The 21,223-nt window shown below is 66.9% G+C and carries 16 protein-coding genes; 3 read left to right on the forward strand and 13 right to left on the reverse strand.

The features are described 5' to 3' along the window. Positions 1-36: 36 nt before the first annotated feature. The 5 genes from VT03_RS04160 to VT03_RS04180 all read right to left on the reverse strand — a co-directional run bounded on the left by VT03_RS04160 (position 37) and on the right by VT03_RS04180 (position 11,770). Positions 37-3,744 (reverse strand): DUF1553 domain-containing protein, encoded by a 3,708-nt coding sequence (locus VT03_RS04160; RefSeq protein ID WP_075091824.1) that lies wholly within the window; start codon positions 3,742-3,744, stop codon positions 37-39. A 170-nt stretch (positions 3,745-3,914) separates the two neighbouring features. Further along, positions 3,915-5,369, reverse strand: coding sequence for a DUF1501 domain-containing protein (locus VT03_RS04165; protein ID WP_075091825.1), 1,455 nt, complete (start codon positions 5,367-5,369; stop codon positions 3,915-3,917). Positions 5,370-5,531: 162 nt separating this feature from the next. Next, positions 5,532-9,104 (reverse strand): PSD1 and planctomycete cytochrome C domain-containing protein, encoded by a 3,573-nt coding sequence (locus VT03_RS04170; protein WP_075091826.1) that lies wholly within the window; start codon positions 9,102-9,104, stop codon positions 5,532-5,534. Positions 9,105-9,568: 464 nt separating this feature from the next. Continuing rightward, on the reverse strand, positions 9,569-10,300 hold the full coding sequence (locus VT03_RS04175) for a YceH family protein (RefSeq protein ID WP_075091827.1): 732 nt from the start codon (positions 10,298-10,300) through the stop codon (positions 9,569-9,571). A 63-nt stretch (positions 10,301-10,363) separates the two neighbouring features. Further along, the gene (locus tag VT03_RS04180) at positions 10,364-11,770 is read right to left on the reverse strand and encodes a hypothetical protein (protein WP_156514278.1); all 1,407 of its coding nucleotides are present in this window, start codon (positions 11,768-11,770) and stop codon (positions 10,364-10,366) included. A gap of 743 nt (positions 11,771-12,513) precedes the next feature. Here VT03_RS04180 and VT03_RS04185 point away from each other — a divergent pair. After that, positions 12,514-12,981, forward strand: a complete 468-nt coding sequence (locus tag VT03_RS04185) for a hypothetical protein (RefSeq protein WP_156514279.1) — start codon at positions 12,514-12,516, stop codon at positions 12,979-12,981. A 123-nt stretch (positions 12,982-13,104) separates the two neighbouring features. On the opposite strand, the gene VT03_RS04190 is transcribed toward VT03_RS04185, so the two are convergent. The 3 genes from VT03_RS04190 to VT03_RS04200 all read right to left on the reverse strand — a co-directional run bounded on the left by VT03_RS04190 (position 13,105) and on the right by VT03_RS04200 (position 15,310). Then, entirely contained in the window at positions 13,105-13,464 is a 360-nt protein-coding gene (locus tag VT03_RS04190) for a PilZ domain-containing protein (RefSeq protein WP_075091830.1), read from the reverse strand. Between the two features lie 174 nt (positions 13,465-13,638). Next, positions 13,639-14,514, reverse strand: a complete 876-nt coding sequence (lipA, locus tag VT03_RS04195) for a lipoyl synthase (RefSeq protein WP_075096918.1) — start codon at positions 14,512-14,514, stop codon at positions 13,639-13,641. Between the two features lie 67 nt (positions 14,515-14,581). Further along, on the reverse strand, positions 14,582-15,310 hold the full coding sequence (locus VT03_RS04200) for a lipoyl(octanoyl) transferase LipB (protein WP_075091831.1): 729 nt from the start codon (positions 15,308-15,310) through the stop codon (positions 14,582-14,584). A 559-nt stretch (positions 15,311-15,869) separates the two neighbouring features. Between VT03_RS04200 and VT03_RS04205 the strand changes: the two genes are divergently transcribed. Continuing rightward, on the forward strand, positions 15,870-16,964 hold the full coding sequence (locus VT03_RS04205; RefSeq protein WP_075091832.1) for an SPFH domain-containing protein: 1,095 nt from the start codon (positions 15,870-15,872) through the stop codon (positions 16,962-16,964). A gap of 36 nt (positions 16,965-17,000) precedes the next feature. After that, positions 17,001-17,348, forward strand: coding sequence for a hypothetical protein (locus VT03_RS04210; RefSeq protein ID WP_075091833.1), 348 nt, complete (start codon positions 17,001-17,003; stop codon positions 17,346-17,348). 40 nt (positions 17,349-17,388) lie between these two features. Here VT03_RS04210 and xerC read toward each other — a convergent pair whose 3' ends face one another. From xerC to VT03_RS04235, 5 genes are all read right to left on the reverse strand, one after another. Continuing rightward, positions 17,389-18,303: a tyrosine recombinase XerC gene (gene xerC / locus VT03_RS04215; protein WP_075091834.1), complete on the reverse strand. Its 915-nt coding sequence runs from the start codon at positions 18,301-18,303 to the stop codon at positions 17,389-17,391. A gap of 80 nt (positions 18,304-18,383) precedes the next feature. Further along, positions 18,384-18,608 carry a hypothetical protein gene (locus VT03_RS04220; RefSeq protein ID WP_075091835.1) on the reverse strand — a complete coding sequence of 75 codons (225 nt, stop codon included), beginning with the start codon at positions 18,606-18,608 and terminating at the stop codon, positions 18,384-18,386. A gap of 236 nt (positions 18,609-18,844) precedes the next feature. Continuing rightward, complete coding sequence (locus VT03_RS04225) at positions 18,845-20,116, reverse strand: MauE/DoxX family redox-associated membrane protein (protein ID WP_075091836.1); 1,272 nt, start codon at positions 20,114-20,116, stop codon at positions 18,845-18,847. After that, the gene (locus VT03_RS04230) at positions 20,113-20,790 is read right to left on the reverse strand and encodes a UbiX family flavin prenyltransferase (protein ID WP_075091837.1); all 678 of its coding nucleotides are present in this window, start codon (positions 20,788-20,790) and stop codon (positions 20,113-20,115) included. The genes VT03_RS04225 and VT03_RS04230 overlap by 4 nt, the downstream gene beginning before the upstream one ends. Then, entirely contained in the window at positions 20,783-21,166 is a 384-nt protein-coding gene (locus VT03_RS04235; protein ID WP_075091838.1) for a hypothetical protein, read from the reverse strand. The genes VT03_RS04230 and VT03_RS04235 overlap by 8 nt, the downstream gene beginning before the upstream one ends. Positions 21,167-21,223: the final 57 nt, after the last annotated feature.

Consider the following 21,223-nt stretch of genomic DNA (forward strand, 5'->3'; position numbering starts at 1 on the left):
GATTCCGCACTGACACCAACATTTCCGAACAGATTCTCAGGGGAGCCAGACGAATTCGCGGGTATTGATCACGCTCCAGACGAAGTCCTCGTAGACTTCGCGCCAGGCGGGGACGAGGCGGGGATCGACGGGCGGCCCCTGCCGCGACCGCTTCTCCGCCTCGATCTGAATGCTGTTGGCCTCGGAGACGAGGTGGTTGGACCACGTCACCGGCGCGAGAGCGACCGGCGGCTGCGGCACCTTCACCTGGGCATCGGGAACCCGCCGCTGCGCGAAGCCCTCGGCGAGGGCGGCCACGAAGGGGGCCTTCTCTTCGGCGGTCGGCCGGCGGGTCAGGAACCGCAGGAAGATCGAATCGACGAGTTGCTCGGGAGATGAAGCCTCGAGAGCCAGGGCCGCCAGTTCGCTCTGGTACGACGCCCGCGTGATCCAGACCGAGACGGTGCTGTTCGCCAGCACGCCCGGCTGCAGGACGTTGGGATCGGTCTCGCGATCGGTCCGCGGGCTCTGCCGGGAGCCGGTCCAGCCGAAGGCCTCGAGGACGTCGGCCACTGCCTGAGCCTTCGGCAGGCTGAGGCTCGGCCGGTCGCGTTCGTTCGAGAGGCTGGCGAATTCCCAGGCCCGCTTCGGGACGCCGAGCGAGATCATCGTGTTGGGCGGGCGGCGTCCGTCGGGATCGAAGGTGATCTCCTCGACGTCGATCGTCTTGCCGGAGGCGGCGTAGAGCGAATCGAGCACCTGCTCGGCCGTGAGCCGCCGCTGCTCCGGGGCGGCGAAGAACCGCAGTTCCGGCTCCGCGGTCCGGTTCGCGCCGCGGGCCTCGCGCTGGTAGAGGTCCGACGTCATGATGAGCCGGGCCAGTTGCTTGAGGTCGTAGCCGCTCGACACGAACTCGCGGGAGAGCCAAGTCATGAGTTCCGGATGGCTGGCCGCATGGCCTTCCCAGTCGTGCGCGGGCTCGACGAATCCGGCGCCAATCAGCCGCCGCCAGACCCGGTTCACCAGCACGTTGGCGAACCGGACGTTCTGCGGCGCGGTGATGAGCGTGGCGAGCCGCTCGCGCGAGTCATCCGGCTTCTTCATCAGGGGATCGAGGCTCGGATCGTCCGCGCACCCGGTGGTCGCGGCGAACGGCCAGGTCGGAGCGATCGCCTCCTTCGGCTGGAGCGTCACCTTGATCAGCGACTCGCGGTCCTTCTTTTCGAAGAAGCCGGCCGGGACGGTGCTGGTGGGGGGGACCGTGACGGTCTTCCGCTCCATCATCGCGGCGAGGGAGTACAGGTCTTTCTGCTTTGTGCTGTGGTACGGGGAGTCGTGGCAGCGGGCGCACTGGAGCTCAATCCCCAGGAACGCCGTGGCGACGATGTGCCCCTTCGCGGCGAACGGGGCGTCGTTGTCGGCCGCGAGACCGAAGCCGGCGGCTCCCCCTTCCCGCTCGCTCCCCCGGAGGAGAATGAGCTCGGTGACGATCCGGTCGAACGCCTTGTTGTCCTGCAGGGCCTCATGGAGATACCAGCGGAACGGGCCGCTGTTGTTGAGGCTCGGCTTAAGCATGTTCGGGTTCTCGGCCAGGACCTCCTGCCAGTAGCTGACCCAGTGGTCGGCCCAGCGGTCGTCCTGCAGCAGCCGGTCGACCAGCGCCGTCCGCTTGTCGGCCGATGTGTCGTCGAGGAATGCCCGAGCTTCCGCCTCGGTCGGCGGGACCCCGACCGTGTCGAGATAGGCGCGACGGAGGAAAGCGGCGTCCGCGACGATGGGAGGCGCAGTGACCTCCTCCTTCGTGACCGGCGGGGCCGGCCAGGGGGCTCCCTTCTTGACCCAGTCTTCGAGGATTGCGATCTCTTCGGCCTTCAGCCCTTCGGCCGTGGGGGGCATCCGCTCCCCTTCGTCCTTGCTGCGGATCCGGTCGATGAGGTGGCTGCGGGTGAGATCGCCGGGAACGATCGCCGGCAGCTCCGAGTCCCCCGCCTTGAGGGCCGCCTCGCGGCTGTTGAGCCGCAGGCCGCCGGTCTCCTTGTCGCCGTGGCAGCGGAAGCAGTTCGCGCTGAGGATCGGCAGGACCTTGCCGTGGAAGGCCCGGGCTTCGTCGAGAGAGGCCTGTGCCGTGGCGGCGAGCGCCTTCTCGATCTTGGCGTTCAGGAAGGCGTCGACGGGATGCTTCCCGCCGGCCGGGACGTCCAGCTTCGGCTGGTGCTCGGTCCATTCGCGGGCGATCGCGTGCCGCTTGTTCCAGAACGCGTCCTGGGTGGCGGCGAGGCTCTGCCGCGTATCGTCATCGAAGGCCGTGAGCGACCCCTGAACGCGGACGAGCGCCCGCTGGACGGCGTCATCCGTCAGAGGGACAGCCGGGACGGTCGCGTCGACCGGCTGCAGCAGCTGGAAGCTCTTGCCGTCGGGTGATTGAACGGCGACGAGCAGTTCTCCCGGCTCCGCGCGGAAGTTCTTACCGCCGACGAGCGTTTCCACGACGATCCGGCAGCGACCATCGGCGCTCGCCTGGACTTCACCGAACGATTCCTGCATCTCGTAGCCGGCGGAGCGGAGCCCCGGGAGCGGTGGCGGAAGGATCGGTTTGACCGGCTGGTGGCCGTCGCTCGAACCGGAGATCGGCTTCGTGCGGGTGACGATCTCGCCGTTGACCCACAGGCGGCTCAATCCGCGGGCCCGGAGGACGATCCGGTGGCTTCCCGCCGGGAGCTGCACATCGGCAGCCAGCCGGGTCAGGACCGGGGCCTTCCAGCCGTCGCGGATCCCCCAGGAGTCATACCGCCGCGGCAGGCGGGGGAGGAGGAAATCGTTCCCCTGCCAGCGGAGCGTTTCCTCGGGGAGCTTTTCGTTCTCGTTCAGCCAGCGGTTGTGGGCCGGCAGACCTTCGTGCATCGTGACCAGAACCTTGCCCGGCGGAATCTCTCCCATCTCGGGAGCGACTTCCGGAGCCGGCTGGACCACGACGGGACCGCCGGTGCGGCGGAAGCGGTTCTTGAGGACGTCGTCTTCGAGAACTTCGCGGTGCAGGGCCACGCCGTCGAGGAACCCGCGGAGGCTGTTTCCGTCGGAGCCTCCCATCGACGAAGCGATCCAGATCGCGTCGTCATCGGTCACGGGAGCGGCCTTGGTCGGCCCCCCCATATCCCAGGCTCCTTTCAGCGACTTGCCGTCGATCCAGCCGCGAACGCTTTCGGGCTCGCCGAACTTGTACGTGGCGGCGACGTGGTGCCAGCCGGTCGAGGACGAAAAGCCTTCGGTCGTCGTCCAGCGGTGCCAGTGGGAGTCGGACTTCGCGGCGCCGGCAGCCGGGGGAGTCGCGAAGAGGAAGCTGACGCAGAGCTGCCCCTTCTGCTCGCGGAGGCGGAGGGCCCAGTTCTGGTTATCCCGCGGATAGTCCTTGGACCAGGTCCGTCCCTTGCCGATGACGTAGACGTTTTCATCCGGGCGGATGTCGTCGACCCGGACCCAGGCCTCGATCGTGATCGCGTCGCCGTTCTCGAAGTCGAACGGGCTCTTGGTTCCCGGATCGGCGAACTCGTACCGCGATCCCTTGCCATCGAATTTGACGGCGAGGTTGCCGGTCTCGAAGTCCGGAAACTCCGGGGCCCGCGGTCCGGGGACGTCGCGATGGACGCCGCCGACCGGCTTGATCCGCGAGGTCTCTTCCTGGCCGAATTCCCAGCGGATGACGGGAGCCGCGTCCGCGACGGCGCACAGGCCGATCGCCAGCAGGGCAGCAAAAGTCTGAGCGCTCATAACTCTCGCAGGCAGGAAGGTTTGACCGTTTCGAATCAACCAACAATCTAATCAACCCATCAACATTTCTGTATTCCAATCCCCGGTTTTTCCGGCCGCGAAACGCCCCGCCCTCCCTGTCTTACATGTCCGTCAGGTGCCGCGACGGGACCACCTCGTGAGAGCCATTCTCAGGCCAGGATCTCCCGCACCGGAGCGTGCGGCTCGACGCCCGTCAGCCGGAAATCGAGCCCCCGCAACGGGAACGTGAGCCGCGTGTGGTCGAGGCCCAGGCAGTGCAGGATCGTCGCCTGCAGGTCGTGGACGTGGACCTTTCTGTCGACGGCGTGAAAACCGAAATCATCCGTCTCACCGTAGGTGAGCCCCCCCTTGACCCCGCCGCCCGCCATCCACATCGAGAAGGCCTGCGGATGGTGGTCCCGACCGAGGCTGGTCCCGAGCGAGGGATCGGTCTGGACCATCGGGGTCCGTCCGAACTCGCCCCCCCAGATGACGAGGGTGGAATCGAGGAGGCCCCGCTCCTTGAGGTCGGCCACGAGGGCGGCGCACGCCTGGTCGGTCTTCCGGCAGTTGTTCGTGTGGTTGCCGAGGAGGTCGCTGTGGGCGTCCCACCCTTCGTGGTAGATGTTGACGAACCGCACCCCGCGTTCGACCATCCGCCGCGCCGTCAGGCACGCCTTGGCGAAGGCCGGTTCCTTTCCGTCGCAGCCGTACGCCTTGAGCGTCGCCTCGCTCTCGCTGGCGAGGTTCATCAGCTCCGGTGCGCTCGTCTGCAGCCGGAAGGCCATCTCGTAGGAGTTGATGCGGGTTGCGATCTCGGGGTCGGCCATCTCGTCGAGCTGGATCCGGTTCAGGTCGCGGACGAGGTCCAGGGTGTTCCGCTGGCGGCCGGCATCGATCCCGGGCGGGTTCGCGACGTTGAGGATCGGGTCTCCCTGGTTCCGCAGCCGGACGCCGGTGTAGACGGTGGGGAGGAAGCCGCTCGACCAGTTGGCCGAGCCGCCGCTGATCCCGCTCCCCGTGCTCATGACGACGAACGCCGGAAGGTTCTGCGTCTCACAGCCGAGGCCGTAGGTGACCCACGAGCCGATCGACGCCCGGCCGGGCTGGGCGAACCCCGTGTTGAACAGGAGCTGCGCCGGGGCGTGGTTGAACTGGTCCGTCGAGACCGCCCGCAGGAGGCAGACATCGTCCGCCACGCTCCCGAGGTACGGCAGGGGGGAGCCGAGTTCCATTCCGCATTCGCCGTACTTCGAAAATGGGAACCGCGGAGCCATGACGGCGGCGTCGGGGCGAATGAAGGCGTAGCGCTGGTCACCGTAGACGGATGGCGGGAGCGGCTTGCCGTCGTGCTTGATGAGCTCGGGCTTGCGGTCGAAGAGGTCGATGTGCGACGGGGCTCCGGCCATGAACAGGTGAATCACGGCCCGCGCCGGGCCGGGGAAGTGGCTCGGCCGGGGTGCGAACGGTCCGGCGCCTGGGGCAGTAGGAGCCGCGGACGCGGAGGAGGAGCGGAGCCCGTCCTGGGCCAGGAGCGTCGCCAGCCCGATCCTGCCGAGCCCGACGCCGCACTGCTGCAGGAACCATCGCCGGGCGACCGTTGTCTGTTGGGTCCATTCCGTCATTTCGTCTCTCACTTCCCGCGCGATCTCTTCATTGGCGTGTCAACCGCCCCCTCGGCTCCTCCCATCTGTGTTGATCTGTGTTCACCTGTGGCTCCTGTCCTTTTAGCCACAGATGAACACAGATGCACACAGATAAGAGACTCTTCCAATCGCCTGCGATTCCTAGTTCCGCATGACCGTTTCATCCAGGTTCAGGAGGGCTCGGGCGACGGCGGTCCAGACCTCGACTTCCCGGGCCTGTTCCGAATGATCCTTGTTCTGGCGGGCCCGGTCCCGTTCGATCCCGACGAACTGGGTCAGTCGGCTGAGTTCGAGTCCCGACGGGACGCGTGTTGTGCAGTGGCGGAACAGGTCGCGGAGCCGGTCCGAGTCGGAGCGAGATTCGCCGGCGAGCCGCGTCCCGATCTTTCCCGCCGCCTCGTTGATCGCGGGATCGTTGAGGAGCGTCAGGGCCTGGAGCGGTGTATTGGAGGTCTCCCGCTGGGCGACGCAGCTTTCGCCGGTCGGGCCGTCGAACGTGGTCAGCATGGCGAACGGCGCCGTTCGCTTCAGGAAGGTGTAGAGGCCGCGGCGAACGCGGCTCTGTCCCTCGCTCACCTTCCAGTCGTTCTTGCCGTAGGCGACGTCCACGACTCCGTCGGGCTGCGGTGGGTAGACGGGCGGACCGTCCATCGTGTCGGAGAGCAAGCCGCTGATTTCGAGCGAGATGTCCCGGATCGCTTCCGCCTCGACGCGGAGCCGCGGGGCTCGGGCGAGAAGCCGGTTCTGCGGGTCGAGGGCGAGCAGTTCCGACGAGACGGCGGATGACTGGCGGTAGGTCGCGCTCGTCACGATGAGTCGGTGCAGGGACTTGAGGGACCAGCCGGAGTCCATCAGTTCGACGGCGAGCCAGTCGAGCAGCTCCGGATGGGTCGGGACGTCCCCCTGGACTCCGAAGTCTCCTGTCGAGCGGACCAGACCCTGGCCGAACAGAGCGGCCCACTGCCGGTTGGCGACGACGCGGGCGGTCAGCGGATTGCGCCGCGAGACGAGCCATTCGGCGAACTCGCGGCGGTTCGCGGGGACGGGGCCGCTCTCGCTACGGAGGATCTCCGGAAGCCCGGCGGCGACGGTCTCCTTGGGCTGAAGGAATTCGCCCCGGTCGTGGCGGTGCGTCGGCCGCGGCTGGTCCGTTGGACGCTCGCGGAAGACGAGGGCTGTCGTCACGGTGCTGGGCCGCTGCAGGTCGCGGATTGCTTTCGTCCGCTCAGCGAGTTCCGGGGCCTGCATCAGGAAGGCGTTCCGGAGTTCGTCCTGCTCGGTTGCGGTGAGTTGCTCGGCGGGCATTCGCAGGAGTTCTTCCTGCCGCGGCGTGAGGTCCTGGGCGACGGCACCGCCGGCGTGCGTGGTGGCCGACAGTCGGAACCGTCCCAGGGAGGCGGCGAAGTGTCGGCCGAACCGCATTCGGACCGTGGCTGGGCCGGACGTCGCCGTGGGCGCTTCCAGGACGTAGACCGCCGTGTGCCGCTCGCCGGGGCGGCCGGCACAGGTCCAGCCGGACTGCGGATTGCCGTCGAGCGTCAGCGAGGCAGAGGTCTTCAGGGAGCCGAAGTGATTCTTGGCGTAGCTCTCGGTGGCACTCGCCAGCTTGAGCGGCTGGCCCTCCCGCAGGAGCTGAAACTCGCCGAGGTAGAAGTCTCCTTTGGGGCCTTCGTAGTAGGCCAGTCCCGGGCCGTGAGCGGGGAGGCTGTCGTGCGGCAGGGCTTCCAGTCGGATTGCGGTGACGCCGGCCGGGATCTCGGCGAATTCGACATCGTAGGTGTCGTCCTTCGTGATATCGCCGGAGGCCAGGACGGAGCCGTCATTGAGAATCGTCAGCAGCGGCAGGTTCGACTTCGCCGAGCGCGGAACGAGCGTGGTCCAGGCGACCGTCGAGGCCCGGCGGGCGGCCAACCACTCGCCAGCCGCCCGGTCGAGCCGCTGTGCTCGCTCCTTCGCGAGTTCTTCCGGCGTCCGAATCACGTCGGCGGCGAACCGAAAGCGGAGGCGGCCCGGCATCTCTTGTGGCTTCGTTCCGGCCGAGACGCGGATCCGCCAGCGTCCCGATTCCTTCCCGGCTCCGGCTGCCGCCAGACGAAAGACTGCTGTCTGGGCCTTTGCGTCCTTTGCCCCCGGGACCGTCCAGGCGGTTTCCGGCTTTCCGTCGAAGGCGTGGGCCACCGGTGAGCCCGCGGGCGAGGTGTCCGCCGTCGCGCTCTCGATCTTGACCGGCTGCCAGACGGGCTCTGTACCGGACCGCTCAGCGGGAGGCTTCGGAGCAAACTCGACGGAGAGTTCGGCGACCGAGAGCTGTCCGTTGGGCCCTCGGCCCGGACCGTGACTAGGGAGGGCATCGTCTAGGGGAGCGAGCAGCTCGATCTGATCGACGCGGCCTTCGAACTCGTAGACGAACGTGGCTGAGTCTGGAACGGGCGTGCCCGCTGGCAGGGCGACGGACTGGTCATCCCGGAGGGTGCCGAGCGTACTGATCGTGGCAAAGGCGTCGACGGGCCGCGGCGCGGTCCAGTTGGGCGGATCCGTGACCGGCCATTGGGACGGAAGGGTCTTCAACAGGTCCTGCGCCTTCTGCTCACGCTCCGCTGTCTTCTGCTGATCGGCGGAGTCGACGAGGTCGATCTCCGGCTCGTCGGCGTTGTTGAGGAACGCCATCAGCCCGTAATACTCGGAGTGGCGGATCGGGTCGTACTTGTGGGTGTGGCACTGGACGCAGCCGAGGGTCAGGGCCAGCCAGGTCGTTCCGGTCGTGGCGACCCGGTCGGTCATGGCGTGGAAGCGGAACTCGAGGGGGTCGATTCCGCCTTCCTCATTCAGCATCGTGTTGCGGTGGAAGCCGGTCGCGATGAGCTGATCGCGGGTGGGATCGGGGAGCATGTCGCCGGCGAGCTGCTCGACGGTGAACTGTGAGAACGGCATGTCCGCGTTGAGTGACCGGACGACCCAGTCGCGGTACGGCCACATACTGCGGGGGCGGTCTTTCTCGTAGCCGTTCGTGTCCGCGTAACGGGCGAGATCGAGCCACTTGCGTCCCCAGCGCTCTCCGTAGTGGGGCGATGCGAGCAGCGCGTCGACAAGCCGCTCGTAGCGGTCCGGCCGGGGGTCTGCGAGGTAGGCATCGACTTCCGCCGGAGAGGGGGGAAGGCCGATGAGGTCGAGATAGAGTCGCCGAACGAGCGTTTCGGCGGGGGCCTCTGGTGACAGCGTGAGACGGGATGCCTCAAGCGTCGCGAGGATGAAGCGGTCGATCGGATTTCGGACGGAATCCGGGCTTCGGGTTGTCGGGACTGGTGGGCGGCGCGGCGGCAGGAAAGCCCAGTGTTGCTGGTAGGTGGCTCCTTCGGTGACCCAGCGTTTCAGGATTTCCTTCTGGCGATCGGTCAGGTGCTTGTGGGAGTCGGGCGGGGGCATCTGTTCGTCGGCGTCGGCGGTGAGGATCCGGCGGACGAGTTCGCTCTGGTCGGGTTTTCCGGGAACGATTGCCGGCGTGCCGTCGTGGGGGGCGGTTGCGCCGTCGAAGGTGTCGAGCCGGAGGTCTGCGGCGCGTCCGGAGTCATCGGGGCCGTGGCAGGCGAAGCAGTTGGCGGCGAGGATCGGTCGGACGTCGCGGCTGTAGGAGAGGTCGTCTCCGCGGGCGGCGCGGAGTGATAGACAGGCGGCAAGGCACGAGACGAAACCGAAGCTCCAGACCGATTGCAACATCCGGAAGGCTCGCTGGTTGACGGGACGAGGCCGGGAGGACGTTTGGGGTGTCGACCCGGTAATCCTTTCATCGTACACGGCTGTCGGTTCGGGGACAGCCCGTTGCCATTGGTGGAGGCGCCTTAGGTCCACCGGGTCCAGGGGCACCCTGGTCAGGGGGTGCAGGGGGCAGAATGCCTCTTGCCCGCCGGAGGCCTGGCCGTCGAGAGATATCTGTAGGTGGGCGTGTCCAAACGCGGACACCGTGTCGTATGCCCCCACATTGAAGACGCGGGGATTGCAAAGCAAGCGGTTTGGTTTGAGGGAGTCCTCAACGCCGGTTCCACAAAGGGGACGTCCGTTGTGTCCCACGGTTCCTCATGGAAGTGCCTCCGGCGGCAAGGGGGCGAGGCCCCCTTGACCCCGGTTGCCGTGGCACGTTGGGCTCGAGCCGGCATAGCCGTGCCGGCAAGGACGCGGTGGGTTTATGCACCCAGCGAAGACCGTAGACGGGCCAGCTGATCCTCAACTTCCGCCAACCGCGATTCCAGATCCGCGATCCGGTCCTTGAGAGACTCGACATCCGCAGAGCGGGGAGCAGGGGCCACCGGAGAAGGAGCCGCAGCGGGCGCTGGAGACGAAGTCCGCTCCACCGGCCCTTCCTCCTGATACGTCATCCGCCGGTTCTCAGTCTCCTCATAGAACGTGTGATCCAGCTCGACTCCGCGGCGATCCAGCGGCCCGTTGGTCTGGATCCACCCCTGATCCTGCATTCCCTTGAGCTCGCGCCGGAGGTCTTCGAGAGACTCAATGGCATACATCCGGCTCGCCCGAGCACGAAGCTCGCCAACCTGCTGGCGTCCGCGTAGAAGCAGTTCCCCCAGAATCGCCAGCTGCTCTTCGGAGATCGCAATCCGCTTGCGGACGTAGTGGCGGAAGCGCTCGGTCCGGCCACCGTCGGTGTGGACCGTCGCCACCAGCCCCATGCCGCGAAGCTCGTCGAGAGCCTCCTCGATCGCCTCCTCCGGGTAGTTCGTGACGGGGTCCCGGTTGTTCTTCTGGTTGCACCCCGATGTCGCCGCTTTCAACGTCAGCGGATACTGGTCCGGCGTCGTGAAGCCCTTCTCGATCAGGACCCCCAGTACTCGGCGGGCGCACCGACCAAAGGAGGTCGGGAGAGGCTCGTTGGAGACTTCGGAGGAATTCGCGTCGGACATGGGGCGTTGAGCGTCGAAGGGTGAGCGTCGGGAACGTCGCAGCGGATCGCGGTCAGCGGTCCATCAGCGCGGCGCCAGGAACTGGACTCCCTTCACCATCTCCAGGTCGCTCCCCTCCATCTGCGGAAGAAGGGAGGTCTCGACGGCGAAGACGAACGACATCTGCCGTCCGGACGGGTCGGCGATCAGGTAGTAGATCCAGGTCATCGGGATCTCGACCGCCCCCTTGTTTCCCGTGATCTCCGCCATCCCCTCCGCTTCGACGCGGTAGATGAACCGGCCGTTCTCGGTCGGGACGACCTGCTTTCTGCCGAACTGCTTGAAGCGGGCTCCAAGCGAGCGCTCGATGTCCTTATCGAACTGCTCCTGCGGGGCGTGCTGGCCGGCGGGAGCGGCGGGAAGGTTGGTGACGTTGCACTGGCAGACGAGGCTCCCCCGGTCGATCCGCCGCAGGATGACGACCTGCTGCGAGCCTTCGAGAACCGCCTGGAAGACGTGCCAGTTCCGGTCATGCCGCAGCCGGGCGTTCCAGGGGGCGGCGTGGAAGACGAGCTGTTCGGCGACGGCCGGAGCCTGGACCGGGATCTGCTCCAGGACGGTGTCGGCCAGGCGGCCCGGTGCTTCCGCGACACGACGCACGAGCGTCACGTCGAGCTTGCCGTCGATCCCGGGGGTGATCGTTCCGATCGTCGACTTGGTTTCGTACAGGAGAGCCGCACCGCTCACGGCGTTCTCTTTCGTATCGAAGTCGAACGTGCCGACGATCTTGACGTCGGTGTTCGCGCCGAGACGCTGGCCGCGGACGTGGTTGCGGACGCTGATCCGGGCGACCCCGGCATCGACGTTCTCCAGCTTGCACGAGGCCTCGACTTTTTCGACCGCTTCGACAGCGGCGAACATCTGTGAGACCCACTCAGGAGGCGTCCACTCCGCCCCCACTTCCACCGGCTCGGCGGGGAGGAGGGCGGTCAGGATCAGGGGATCGGCGGGAAGTTCCAGGAGGTCGAGGCTGTCGCGGGAGAGGAGCGTCGTGGGGGAGTAGGCGCTGACTCCTTCGAGCTGGCCGGAGGAGATGATGATCCGTTCCATCGGCAGGAGTTCGGAGGTGGTCCGCTTGTCGCTGACGAGCATCTCCATCCGGGCGGCCTGGAAGTCCCGGACGGCCCGTAGCGCCTGGGCATCCCGTCCACCGGGGGGGAGCCGCCGCTCGATGAACTCGTAGGTCGCGGCGGCGGTCATGGTGTGCCGCTCGCTCTGTCCGCCGGAGCGGCTCGTGAAGAGATGGCCGCTTGACTGGACCTTGATCTGGGCGGAGAAGGGCCGCTTGTCGGTGTAGGGCTGCTCGAGTTTGACCGGCTCCGCCGCGGCGAAGGTGCCCGCGAAGACCGTCAGGATCGCGGCCGTCGCGGAGGCGATCCCGTGGCGACGCGTGACGAGATGCGTCCTCGAATGAGCGGTTGCTCTCTCCATCCGCGGCGCTCCGTGCATGCTCCTGAACTCCTTCGGGCCAAAGGCCCTGAGACTCCGTTTTCAGCTACGACGGACGTATAGCAGCGCGGTCACTCGTGGAGAAGCCGATTCCGCGGGGAGCGGGGCTTGCGCGTTCCCAAGTGTGCGGCGACATCGCTTGCCCACCGGGGTCCAGGGGGCCCCCCCTGGTGGGGAGTGCAGAGGGGCAACGCCCCTTTGCCCGCCGGAGGCCGTCTCGTCGAGAGATGTCTGAAGGAGTACGTGTCCAAGCGCGGACAACGTGTCGTATGCCCCCTCACCAACCCGCGGGGATTACAAAGCCTGCGGTGAGGTGTGAGGGAGTCCTCAACGCCGTGACCACAAAGGGGACGCCCGTTGTGTCCCACGGTTCCACAACGAAAATGCCTCCGGCGGCAAGGGGGCGAGGCCCCCTTGACCCCAGCGGCCGTGGCACATTGGGTTTGAGCTATCAGAGCCGTGCCGGCAAGGACGCGGTTCGAGTCAGCGGGATCCGGCCGCTTTGAAAACATCCGCAAAACTTCGCCGCGGCTTTGCGTAGTTCTGAAGTGCAGGCAGAGAACAACGCGACGGTGGAACGCTCCCCAGCCTCGCAGGCGATGCCCGGCGGTTAACAATCGCCGCATCGAGAGTCATCCGCCGCATCGCTGTTTCACCTACGCCCGATCGACGGCCGGATGCTCCGCGCCGCCGGGGCAATCCCCTCGTTTTGATGGAGTCCCGTCATGAACAGACACATTCGCCGCGGTCGATCCCTGATCTTTGGCCTGGCAGCCGTGGTCGCCCTAGGAGTCGCGGCCCCCAGCGTCCACGCCCAGCAGTGCCAGGGAATGGCGGGCGGCGGTGGTGGAACGATGGCGGGCGCGACCGGGGCCGGAGCCGGCATGGGGCAGGCCGGGGCGTTGCAGGCCCAGATGGTGGCTCAGCAGGCGATGCTCAACCAGCAACTCATGGCGATGCAGCAGGCCCGGCAGGCGCAGATCCAGCAGGCCCAGATGGCCGAATATCAGAAGACCGTCGCGGAGCAGAACGCGAAGACGGCTGAAGCGACGGAAGCCCGGAAGTCGGCCCGGTCACGGGCGATCGCGTCGAAGCTGGCGGCCGCCAAAGCCAAGTCCAAGGAGGCGGCCGACAAGAAACTGGCCGCAGCGGCCAAGAGCAGCGTGAGCCCGACGTCGCTGTCACAGAAGTAGCGGATCCCGAAGGATCGGGCCGACAGCGGCCTGCGAAAACCCTTTCCCGCGTGAGGCGCGGCGGTGCCGATTTCTCCTCCGGCACTGCCGCGTCTTCGTTTTTGCCGCGTCGGCAGTCGTCAATCAGACTTTGTTCGTCGTCCGCTGGCCCAGGAAGCGGCCGCCGCTGATGAACATGCCGTTTTCACACGGCTGGCACCACTCGATCTGAACGTCGTATTCGAATTCGCGGGTCTCGCTCGCCATCCGGACCTTCACCTGGCCGGGCGAGACGCTGCCGCGATGCACGAGGCCGATCCCCGTGCGGCTGATTTCACGGGTCATGGAGGCGATCGTGTTGCCGCGGCTGGTCTGGATTTCGGCGGGGACCGAGAGTTCGAGACGCTCGGCTTCCCGTCCATGCTGGACGGGGGACTTCCCGATCGACTCCAGGATGGCACGCAAATCTTCCAGGGTCGGACGGCTCCACGGATCACGCGACATATTCGGCTCCAGACGGCGGCGGATGATGCCGCAAACGTAGGTGCGCCGGACGATGCCGCATTACAACGCGTCACATTTTTGGACGAGGAGGCGTCGTCTCTCCTCATCGCCGCGCTCGCTTCCGCGCAACCGCTACAACCGGCACAACGGCCGCGGGGAACGACGGGGCGTCGTTTACATCCGTACATGCCCTTCGGCGACCGCCATCTCCCCGGCGTGGTAGCTCGACCGGACGAAGGGGCCGCTGGCGACCATGGTGAAGCCGAGCTTGCGGCACTGCTCGCCGATCAAGTCGAACTCCTCCGGCGGAACGTAGCGTTCCACGGGGAGGTTGTTCGGGGTCGGCTGGAGGTACTGGCCCAGGGTCAGCATGTCGCAGCCGACGCCGCGGAGGTCGGCGGCGACTTCCAGGACTTCGTCCATCGTCTCGCCGAGGCCGAGCATCAGGCCACTCTTGGTCGCCATGTCGGGCGCCTCGTCCTTGACCTGCTTCAAGAGGTCGAGCGTCCGCTGGTACTCCGCGTTGCGGCGGACCCGGTTGTAGAGGCGAGGGACCGTTTCCGTGTTGTGGTTAAACACGTCCGGCCGGGCTTCCACGACCCGCGAGATGGCGGCCCGGTTCCCGAGGAAGTCCGACGTCAGGACTTCGACCTGGGCCCCCGTCTTCTCACGCACCGCGAGGACGCACTTGTAGAAGTGGTCCGCCCCGCCGTCCGGCAGGTCGTCGCGGGTGACGCAGGTGATGACGACGTACTTGAGTCCCAGCCGCAGGGCCGCTTCGGCAACCCGCTCGGGCTCATCGTGTTCGACCTGCTCGGTCTTGCCGCGGGGGACGGAGCAGAAGCCGCACGGGCGGGTGCAGACGTTCCCCAGGATCATGAACGTGGCCGTTTTCTGCGACCAGCACTCGTTGCGGTTGGGGCACTTGGCGCTTTCGCAGACGGTCTCGAGCCGCAGGTCGTCGATGACGCTGCTCGTGAACGTCATTTCCGCCGACGGCAGGGGACGCTTGAGCCACGGCGGGAGGCGGCGGCGCTTCTCCGTCGGCATCGATTCCGTGGGATCGAGGACCGGGAGGAGCGGGCTGGCGGCGGAGGAATTCGAGAGGATCGGCAGCTCAAACATGCAGGCAGACTTTTCTGGACGTCCGCCGCAGGAGCGGGTGTCCGGTGTAGATGTGAGATTCGGTGTAGCCGAACAGGTTCTGGACGTGCCGCAGGAGGGCTTCCCGGACGCGGTTCATTGGAATCCGCTGGAGAAGCTGGGCCTGCATGGAGGTCGAGGGATCGTCCGCGGGACTGGACCGGCAGACGGACAGGAACGAGGGATCGGTGGCGACGTTCAGGAACAGGCCGTGGAACGTGACGCCGTTCTTGTAGGCGATTCCGGTCACGGCAAGTTGCCCGGCCCGTCCCCAGACGCCGGGGGTCGAGGCCAGTTGCCGGGCCGGGACGTGGACGTCGCGGCAGGCGGCGATGCAGGCCTCTTCCAGGTTGTTGCGGAAGGTCGAGAGGGTGATCCCCAGCCGGTCGACGGGGAGGAGGCAGTAGAGGGCGAGTTGGCCGGGGGCGTGGCAGCAGGCGCCGCCGCCGCGTCCGAGCCAGCGGGTGTCGATGCCGTCGCGGGCGAGTTCGGCGGGCTCGCGGAGGAGGTCGGCGGAGCTCGCGTCGGCCCCGAGGGTAACGATCGGCGGGTGTTCGCAGATCAGGAGGGCGCCGGTGTGGTCGGTTCGGCCGGAGAGGTCGAAGACGAGTCGTTCCTGAAGCGCAAGGGCGGCGTCGAAATCCACGAGTCCGAGCAGGTGGATTTCCAGTGAGCCGTCGGGCGCTTGTTTTCCTTCCGTCATTGCCGTTCCGCAGGAGCCTCGCTCGCCGGTGTCGGGATCCGATCCGAAACGCCGGAGCGACCTGTCGATTCTATGGATCGAGGGGAGAAGGAACAATCGGGCGTCAACCGCGTCCTTGCCGGCACGGTTCCCATAGCTCAAACCCAACGTGCGACGGCAGCCGGGGTCAAGGGGGCACCCCCTTGCCGCCGGAGGCACTCCTGTGAGGAACCGTGGTACACAACGGAAGTCCCCTTTGTGGTACCAGCGTTGAGGACTCCACGCTCGCTTTGCAATCCCCGCGGGTTGATGTGGGGGCATACGACACGTCGTCCGCGCTTGGACACGCTCTCCTTCAGACATCTCTCGACGAGAGGGCCTCCGGCGGGCAAGAGGGGCGTGGCCCCCCTTGCATCCCCCCACCAGGGTCCCCCTGGACCCGGTCAGGAAGGCGGTCGCATCGTCCGCCCCTCTACCTTTCACCTTCAGCCTCCAGCCTCTCCCCACACAGATTGGTGCGAACCCACCCCGACAGATAGAATCCCCCCCACCTCCACTCTCGTGCCCTCTCAGGTGCCCCATGGGTCTGCTCGACAAACTTCGCGGCGAACTGATCGACATCATCGAATGGGTCGATGACTCCCGGCACACGCTCGCCTGGCGGTTCCCCCGATACCAGAACGAGATCAAGAACGGAGCCCAGCTCATCGTCCGCCCCGGACAGATGGCCGTCTTCGTCCACCGCGGAGAAATCGCCGACACCTTCGAGCCCGGCCACTTCGAACTCAAGACTGACAACCTCCCGATCCTCGGCACCCTCCAGGGCTGGAAATACGGCTTCAACAGCCCCTTCCGGGCCGAGGTGTATTTCGTCACCACGCGGCAGATCACCGACCTCAAGTGGGGAACGCCGAATCCGATCATGCTGCGGGACGCGGACTTCGGTCCGATCCGCCTGCGAGCCTTCGGGACCTACACGCTCAAGGCCCAGGACCCCAAGATCCTCCTCAAGGAACTGATCGGCACCGACAGCTCCTTCCAGGTCGATGAGATCAACGAGCTGATGCGGTCGATCATCAGCTCCGCCTTCGCCGACCTCGTCGCCAAGTCGAAGATCAGCGCCCTCGACCTCTCGGCCAACTATCGCGAACTCGGTGAACAGCTCCGGAAAGCGGCGCTGGAACGGGTGGACGACGAGTACGGACTCGACATCCCGCTGCTCAACATTGTGAACGTCTCCTTCCCCGAGGAAGTCGAGAGGGCCCTCGATACTCGAACCAGCATGGGGGTCGTTGGCGACGTCGCGAAGTACCAGCAGTTCCAGATGGGGAAGGCGATCCTCGAAGCGGCCCAGAACCCGGCCGGCGGCGGAGCGGCCGAAGGGTTGGGACTCGGCGTCGGCATGGCGATGGCCAACCGCATGGGACAGGCGAGCGGCGGGGCTCCGATGGCTCCTCCTCCCCCGCCGCAGACCGTGTGGCACGTGGCGGTCAACGGCCAGAGCCAGGGACCGTACGGGACCGAGCAGCTGATCCAGGCGGTCCAGGCAGGACAGGTCTCGCCGCAAACGCTCGTCTGGTCGCCGACCCTCAGCGGCTGGACCGCCGCGAGCCAGGTTCCGCAGCTCTCAGGCTACTTTGCCCCCTCCCCTCCTCCTCTTCCTCCGAGCCCGTAGTCCCCGGCTCGCCGCACCTCACGCGTTGATCGCACCATGAAGTGTCTGTTCGTCAGCAGCGACCTCTTTTCCTCGTCCCAGTTCGCATCGGCGATCCGCCAGGCGGGAGTCGACGTCCAGACCGCCTTTGCTCCGCCCGCGTCGCTCGAAGCGGACTGTGGGGCGGCGGTTTTCGACCTGGAGACTGCGGGAGCGATCGAGGCGATTGCGGCCCTCGCCGGCTCCGGCCGCCCGCTGATCGCCTTCGGACCGCATGTGAAGGTCGGCCTGCTCGACGCCGCTCAGCAGGCGGGAGCCAAAGCGGTCCTGACGCGGGGGCAGGCGATGCGGGACCTGGGACCACTCGTGAAGCGGGAGCTCGAGTCCGCGGCGCCTCGCTCCTGAGCGGGTGCGAGGATCTTCGTCGCGGCCAAGCATCCGGGGGTTACGACTCGATGTTGCCCGCCGCGTGCGGGTGGGCGTGCTCGTAGGTCTCGCGCATCCGCCGCGTGCTGACGTGGGTGTAGATCTGGGTCGTCGTCAGGCTCTTGTGCCCCAGGAGCTCCTGCACGCTGCGGAGGTCCGCGCCGCCGTCGAGCATGTGCGTCGCGAACGTATGCCGAAGCGTGTGGGGCGACGTGATCTGGTCGAGCCCCGTCTGCTGAAGGTACAGCTCCAGCATCCGCCCGACGCTGCGGGTCGTGAGCCGCGTACCGAACTTGTTGAGGAACATCGCGTCGGCGTCCTTGGCCTTCGCCTTGGGGGACGGGACGCGGACTTCGACCCAGCGGGAGAGCGCCTTGGCGGCGTACTTGCCGATGGGGGCGATCCGCTCCTTCTTCCCCTTACCGAAGACTCGCAGGATGTTCGCGCTGCGGTCCCAGCTCCGGACGTCGAGGCCGACAAGTTCGGCGACGCGGAGGCCGGCCGAGTAGAGAGTCTCCAGCATCGCCCGGTCCCGCATCCCGGCGATCGAGTTCGCCGGGGGGGCCTCCAGGAGCTGGACGATCTGCTCGTTCGTCAGGAAGTGCGGCAGTTTGCGGCCGACGCGGGGGGTCCGGAGCGCCTTGGCCGGATTGGTGGCGGTCATCCCCTCGCGGGTCGTGAACCGGAAGAAGCTCCGCAGGCAGGCCAGGCGGCGGGCGATCGTCGTCCGGGCGTACTGGCACTCGTGAAGGTACTGCACGTACCCGCGGAGGACCGGGATATCGATCTCCGTCGCCGGGGGGACCGCGCCGACGCGGTCCGTCAGATAGTCGAGAAAACTCTGGAAGTCCTCGTGGTAGGACTTCGTCGTCATCTCGGACGAGTTGCGTTCGTTCTTCAGATAACGAAGGAACGCGTTGATTTCACTCTGCACGGGCCGTCTCCCTGGCGTGATGCCGTCCGTCGATCGGACCGGGCATCGGGAATCCCGTCGAAGGGGCCAGCCAGATCGGATCAGGCGGACCGCCGGACGTCGGGAGTCGTACGCTCCTGCGATTCCTTCAGCCGACGAACCTTCTGGCTGAGGACGGCCGCATCATACCAGCTGAAGCTCATTTCCGGATCGGCGGCGTAACGTCCAAGGGTCTGAAGCAGTTGCGGCGTGCTCTGTTCGTCGTACAGGAAGATGAAGCGCTCTCCGTCCTTCATGAGGGCCAGCACGTTGATGCTTCGTTCCATAGTCTCTCCGCCCTCGCTACGCCGCTTCCGCTCGCCGCACTGCCGGGTCCGGCCGTCTTGACCGAAGCGCCGGCATCCCTACTGGTATCGTCCGAATCGGCCGGCAAGATTCCCCCCGTCGGCGACTTCACCCGTTCGCCAGGACGCGGCCTCGTCAAAGAAGTTGCCGTCGGCAAAGTTTCCCCCGCTTCTCCAGATCGACATTCGGCGGGCGGAATTCGCAAAGGCCCGCGCGGTCAGCGGCTTGCTGTTCCTAACCAGAAGCGTTTGAGAGCGTTTTCGAGGGCTTCCCTGTCCGGAAACTCGACCCGCGCTCGCTTTCCAGTCCATCGGTCCGGCGTCGATTCCACGAGCACGCGGACCGGAGTGCCGGCCGGAAGGCGGCCCGCCAGCCACCGGGCGAGGGCGAGGCGGTAGCGGCCCTGGGGATAGACCGGACAGCGACGGGTGCGAAAGCTCCAGTCATCCCACCGGATGTCGCACCAGTCCGAGAGAGGGGCGGGCGGGGATGCCGTCAGCCCGGCGGGGAGATGGTCCCGGTCCTGATCGCGAATCGAAACCCGCACGATCTCGGGCCGATCCGAGTAGACCGACCAGGCGGGCCAGTGATCGTAGAGACCGAGCGGCTCCAGCGCCGGCGCCACGATGGCGGTGAACAGCAGACCCCGGCCAACGACGGTCGCGATGCTCACCCCTCGGTCCTGGTCCGCGGCCCGATCATCCAGCCGAGAACCGAAGAGAATCGGATTCTGGCAGAGAAAGAACAGGTTCCAGAGCAGGACGCCCGCATGGTGGTTGTGCCCGAGTGGACCGAGGGCGATGAGGAGGGCGGTGTGCAGGGCGGTCGCGAGCCACACGCCGTAGCGGCGCGTGGAAGGGACCGAGAGAGCGGCGGCGGTCACGAGTTCGCCGATCGGCAGGAGCCACGCCAGTCGCTGGAGCTTGGCCGCTGGAATCATCGCCGGCTCGAGCCCCAGGCCCTGCAGGAGCCCCCCCAGCAGCCACGGACCGCGTTCTTGAAGGAATGAGACGTCGAGTTTGGATGCCGCCGACCAGACGTAAAGACTGATGACGAGCCACCGGATCGCGGGCTGCGATTGCCGGGGGCCGAGGCTCGCGATGGCCGCCGCTTCCAGCCAGAAGAGCCAGGCCCACGGTTGGAAGCGGTGTTGGTCGAGGAGGCACAAGCCTCCCAGGGCGATGAGGTATCCGCCCCAGGCAAAACGCCCGCAGCGGGAGCCGCCCAGCACCAGCACCGCCGCGGACGCACACAGACCAACGGCCAGCACGCGATCGACGCTTCGCGGAACGCTCTGCAGAACGTCGAAGAACAGGATGCACGGGTAATCGCCGGAAGCCCACCACATCGGCCAGGTGGAGACGATGAGCGCCAGCGTAAACAGACCGATCAGCCGCGAAGACCAGCGGGACCACACTCCACCGGCCGGTTGGGCGGCGGCCTTCACTCCGATGTTGGCCGGCGGAGGCGCGTCCGACGGCGCGTTCACGGCTGGCCCCAGCGCTTGACGAGGTCAACCGGAACGCCGAGCTGGTCACAGATCCGGCTCACAACGAAATCGATCAGGTCATGGATCGTCAGCGGCTGGTGATAGAACGCCGGCATCGCGGGGAGCACGACCGCGCCGGCGTCGACAAGACGCTTCATGTTTTCGAGCTGGATGCTCCCGAGCGGCGTCTCGCGGGGGACGACGATCAGCTTCCGTCGCTCCTTGAGATGGACATCCGCCGCCCGGTGAATCAGGTTCTGCGACATCCCGTTGGCGAGGCACGCGAGGGTCCCCATCGAACAGGGGCAGACGACCATGCCGGCCGTGGGGAACGACCCGCTGGCGATGCCGGCGTTGTAGTCCTGGTAGCGGTGGTACGTCAGCCGGCCCGGCTGCACGTCGGAATCGCTGAAGATGGAGCTTGCCTGCGGGCCGCTTCGCGACCGGAGGAGCTGCAGCTGGGGATCGACCTGGGCGTGCGGATCGGGAAGAAGCTGCTCCGGCACAAAATGATCGAGATCGACCTTCAGGCCGAGCTCGTGAGCCAGCACCTGCGTCGCCGCGGGACTGATGACGAGGTGCACGTTCCGCCCCGCCGCCAACAAGACTTCGAGCAGGCGGACTCCGTAGACGGCTCCGCTGGCGCCGGTCATGGCCAGGACGACATTATTCATGGGAGGAGGAATCGGCCGAGGTGAGGCGGAGCAGGGAGGTCAGTTGCAGCAGGGAGACGAAGGCCAGGAGGCCGAGGACTCCCTCGATCAGCGCCAGCGGAAACAGCACGGGGTAGAACGCGAACCGTATCGCCATGGCCCCGAGAAACAGCAGGACGACCACGATGCCGAACCGGACGTTGAGCCGCCGATGAAGCGCCCGGGCAGAGAGCGCGGAAAACGTCCCGAGGACCGCGTATCCGGCGCCGGCCATTGCGACGCGAGGCGACTGGAACAGCCCGATCACGACCGCCGGAATTCCCACAAAGATCGCCCCGACGCCGAGCACCAAGAGCCCGTTGACGGCGGTCGATACCTCTCGGGACGGCGCGGTCATGGCGGGGAACTCAATGACGATCTCGGGCGGGCGGCGGGCGTCAGCCCGCTGATCCTG

It is taken from the genome of Planctomyces sp. SH-PL14 (genome assembly GCF_001610835.1).
Taxonomy (GTDB): Bacteria; Planctomycetota; Planctomycetia; order Planctomycetales; family Planctomycetaceae; genus Planctomyces_A.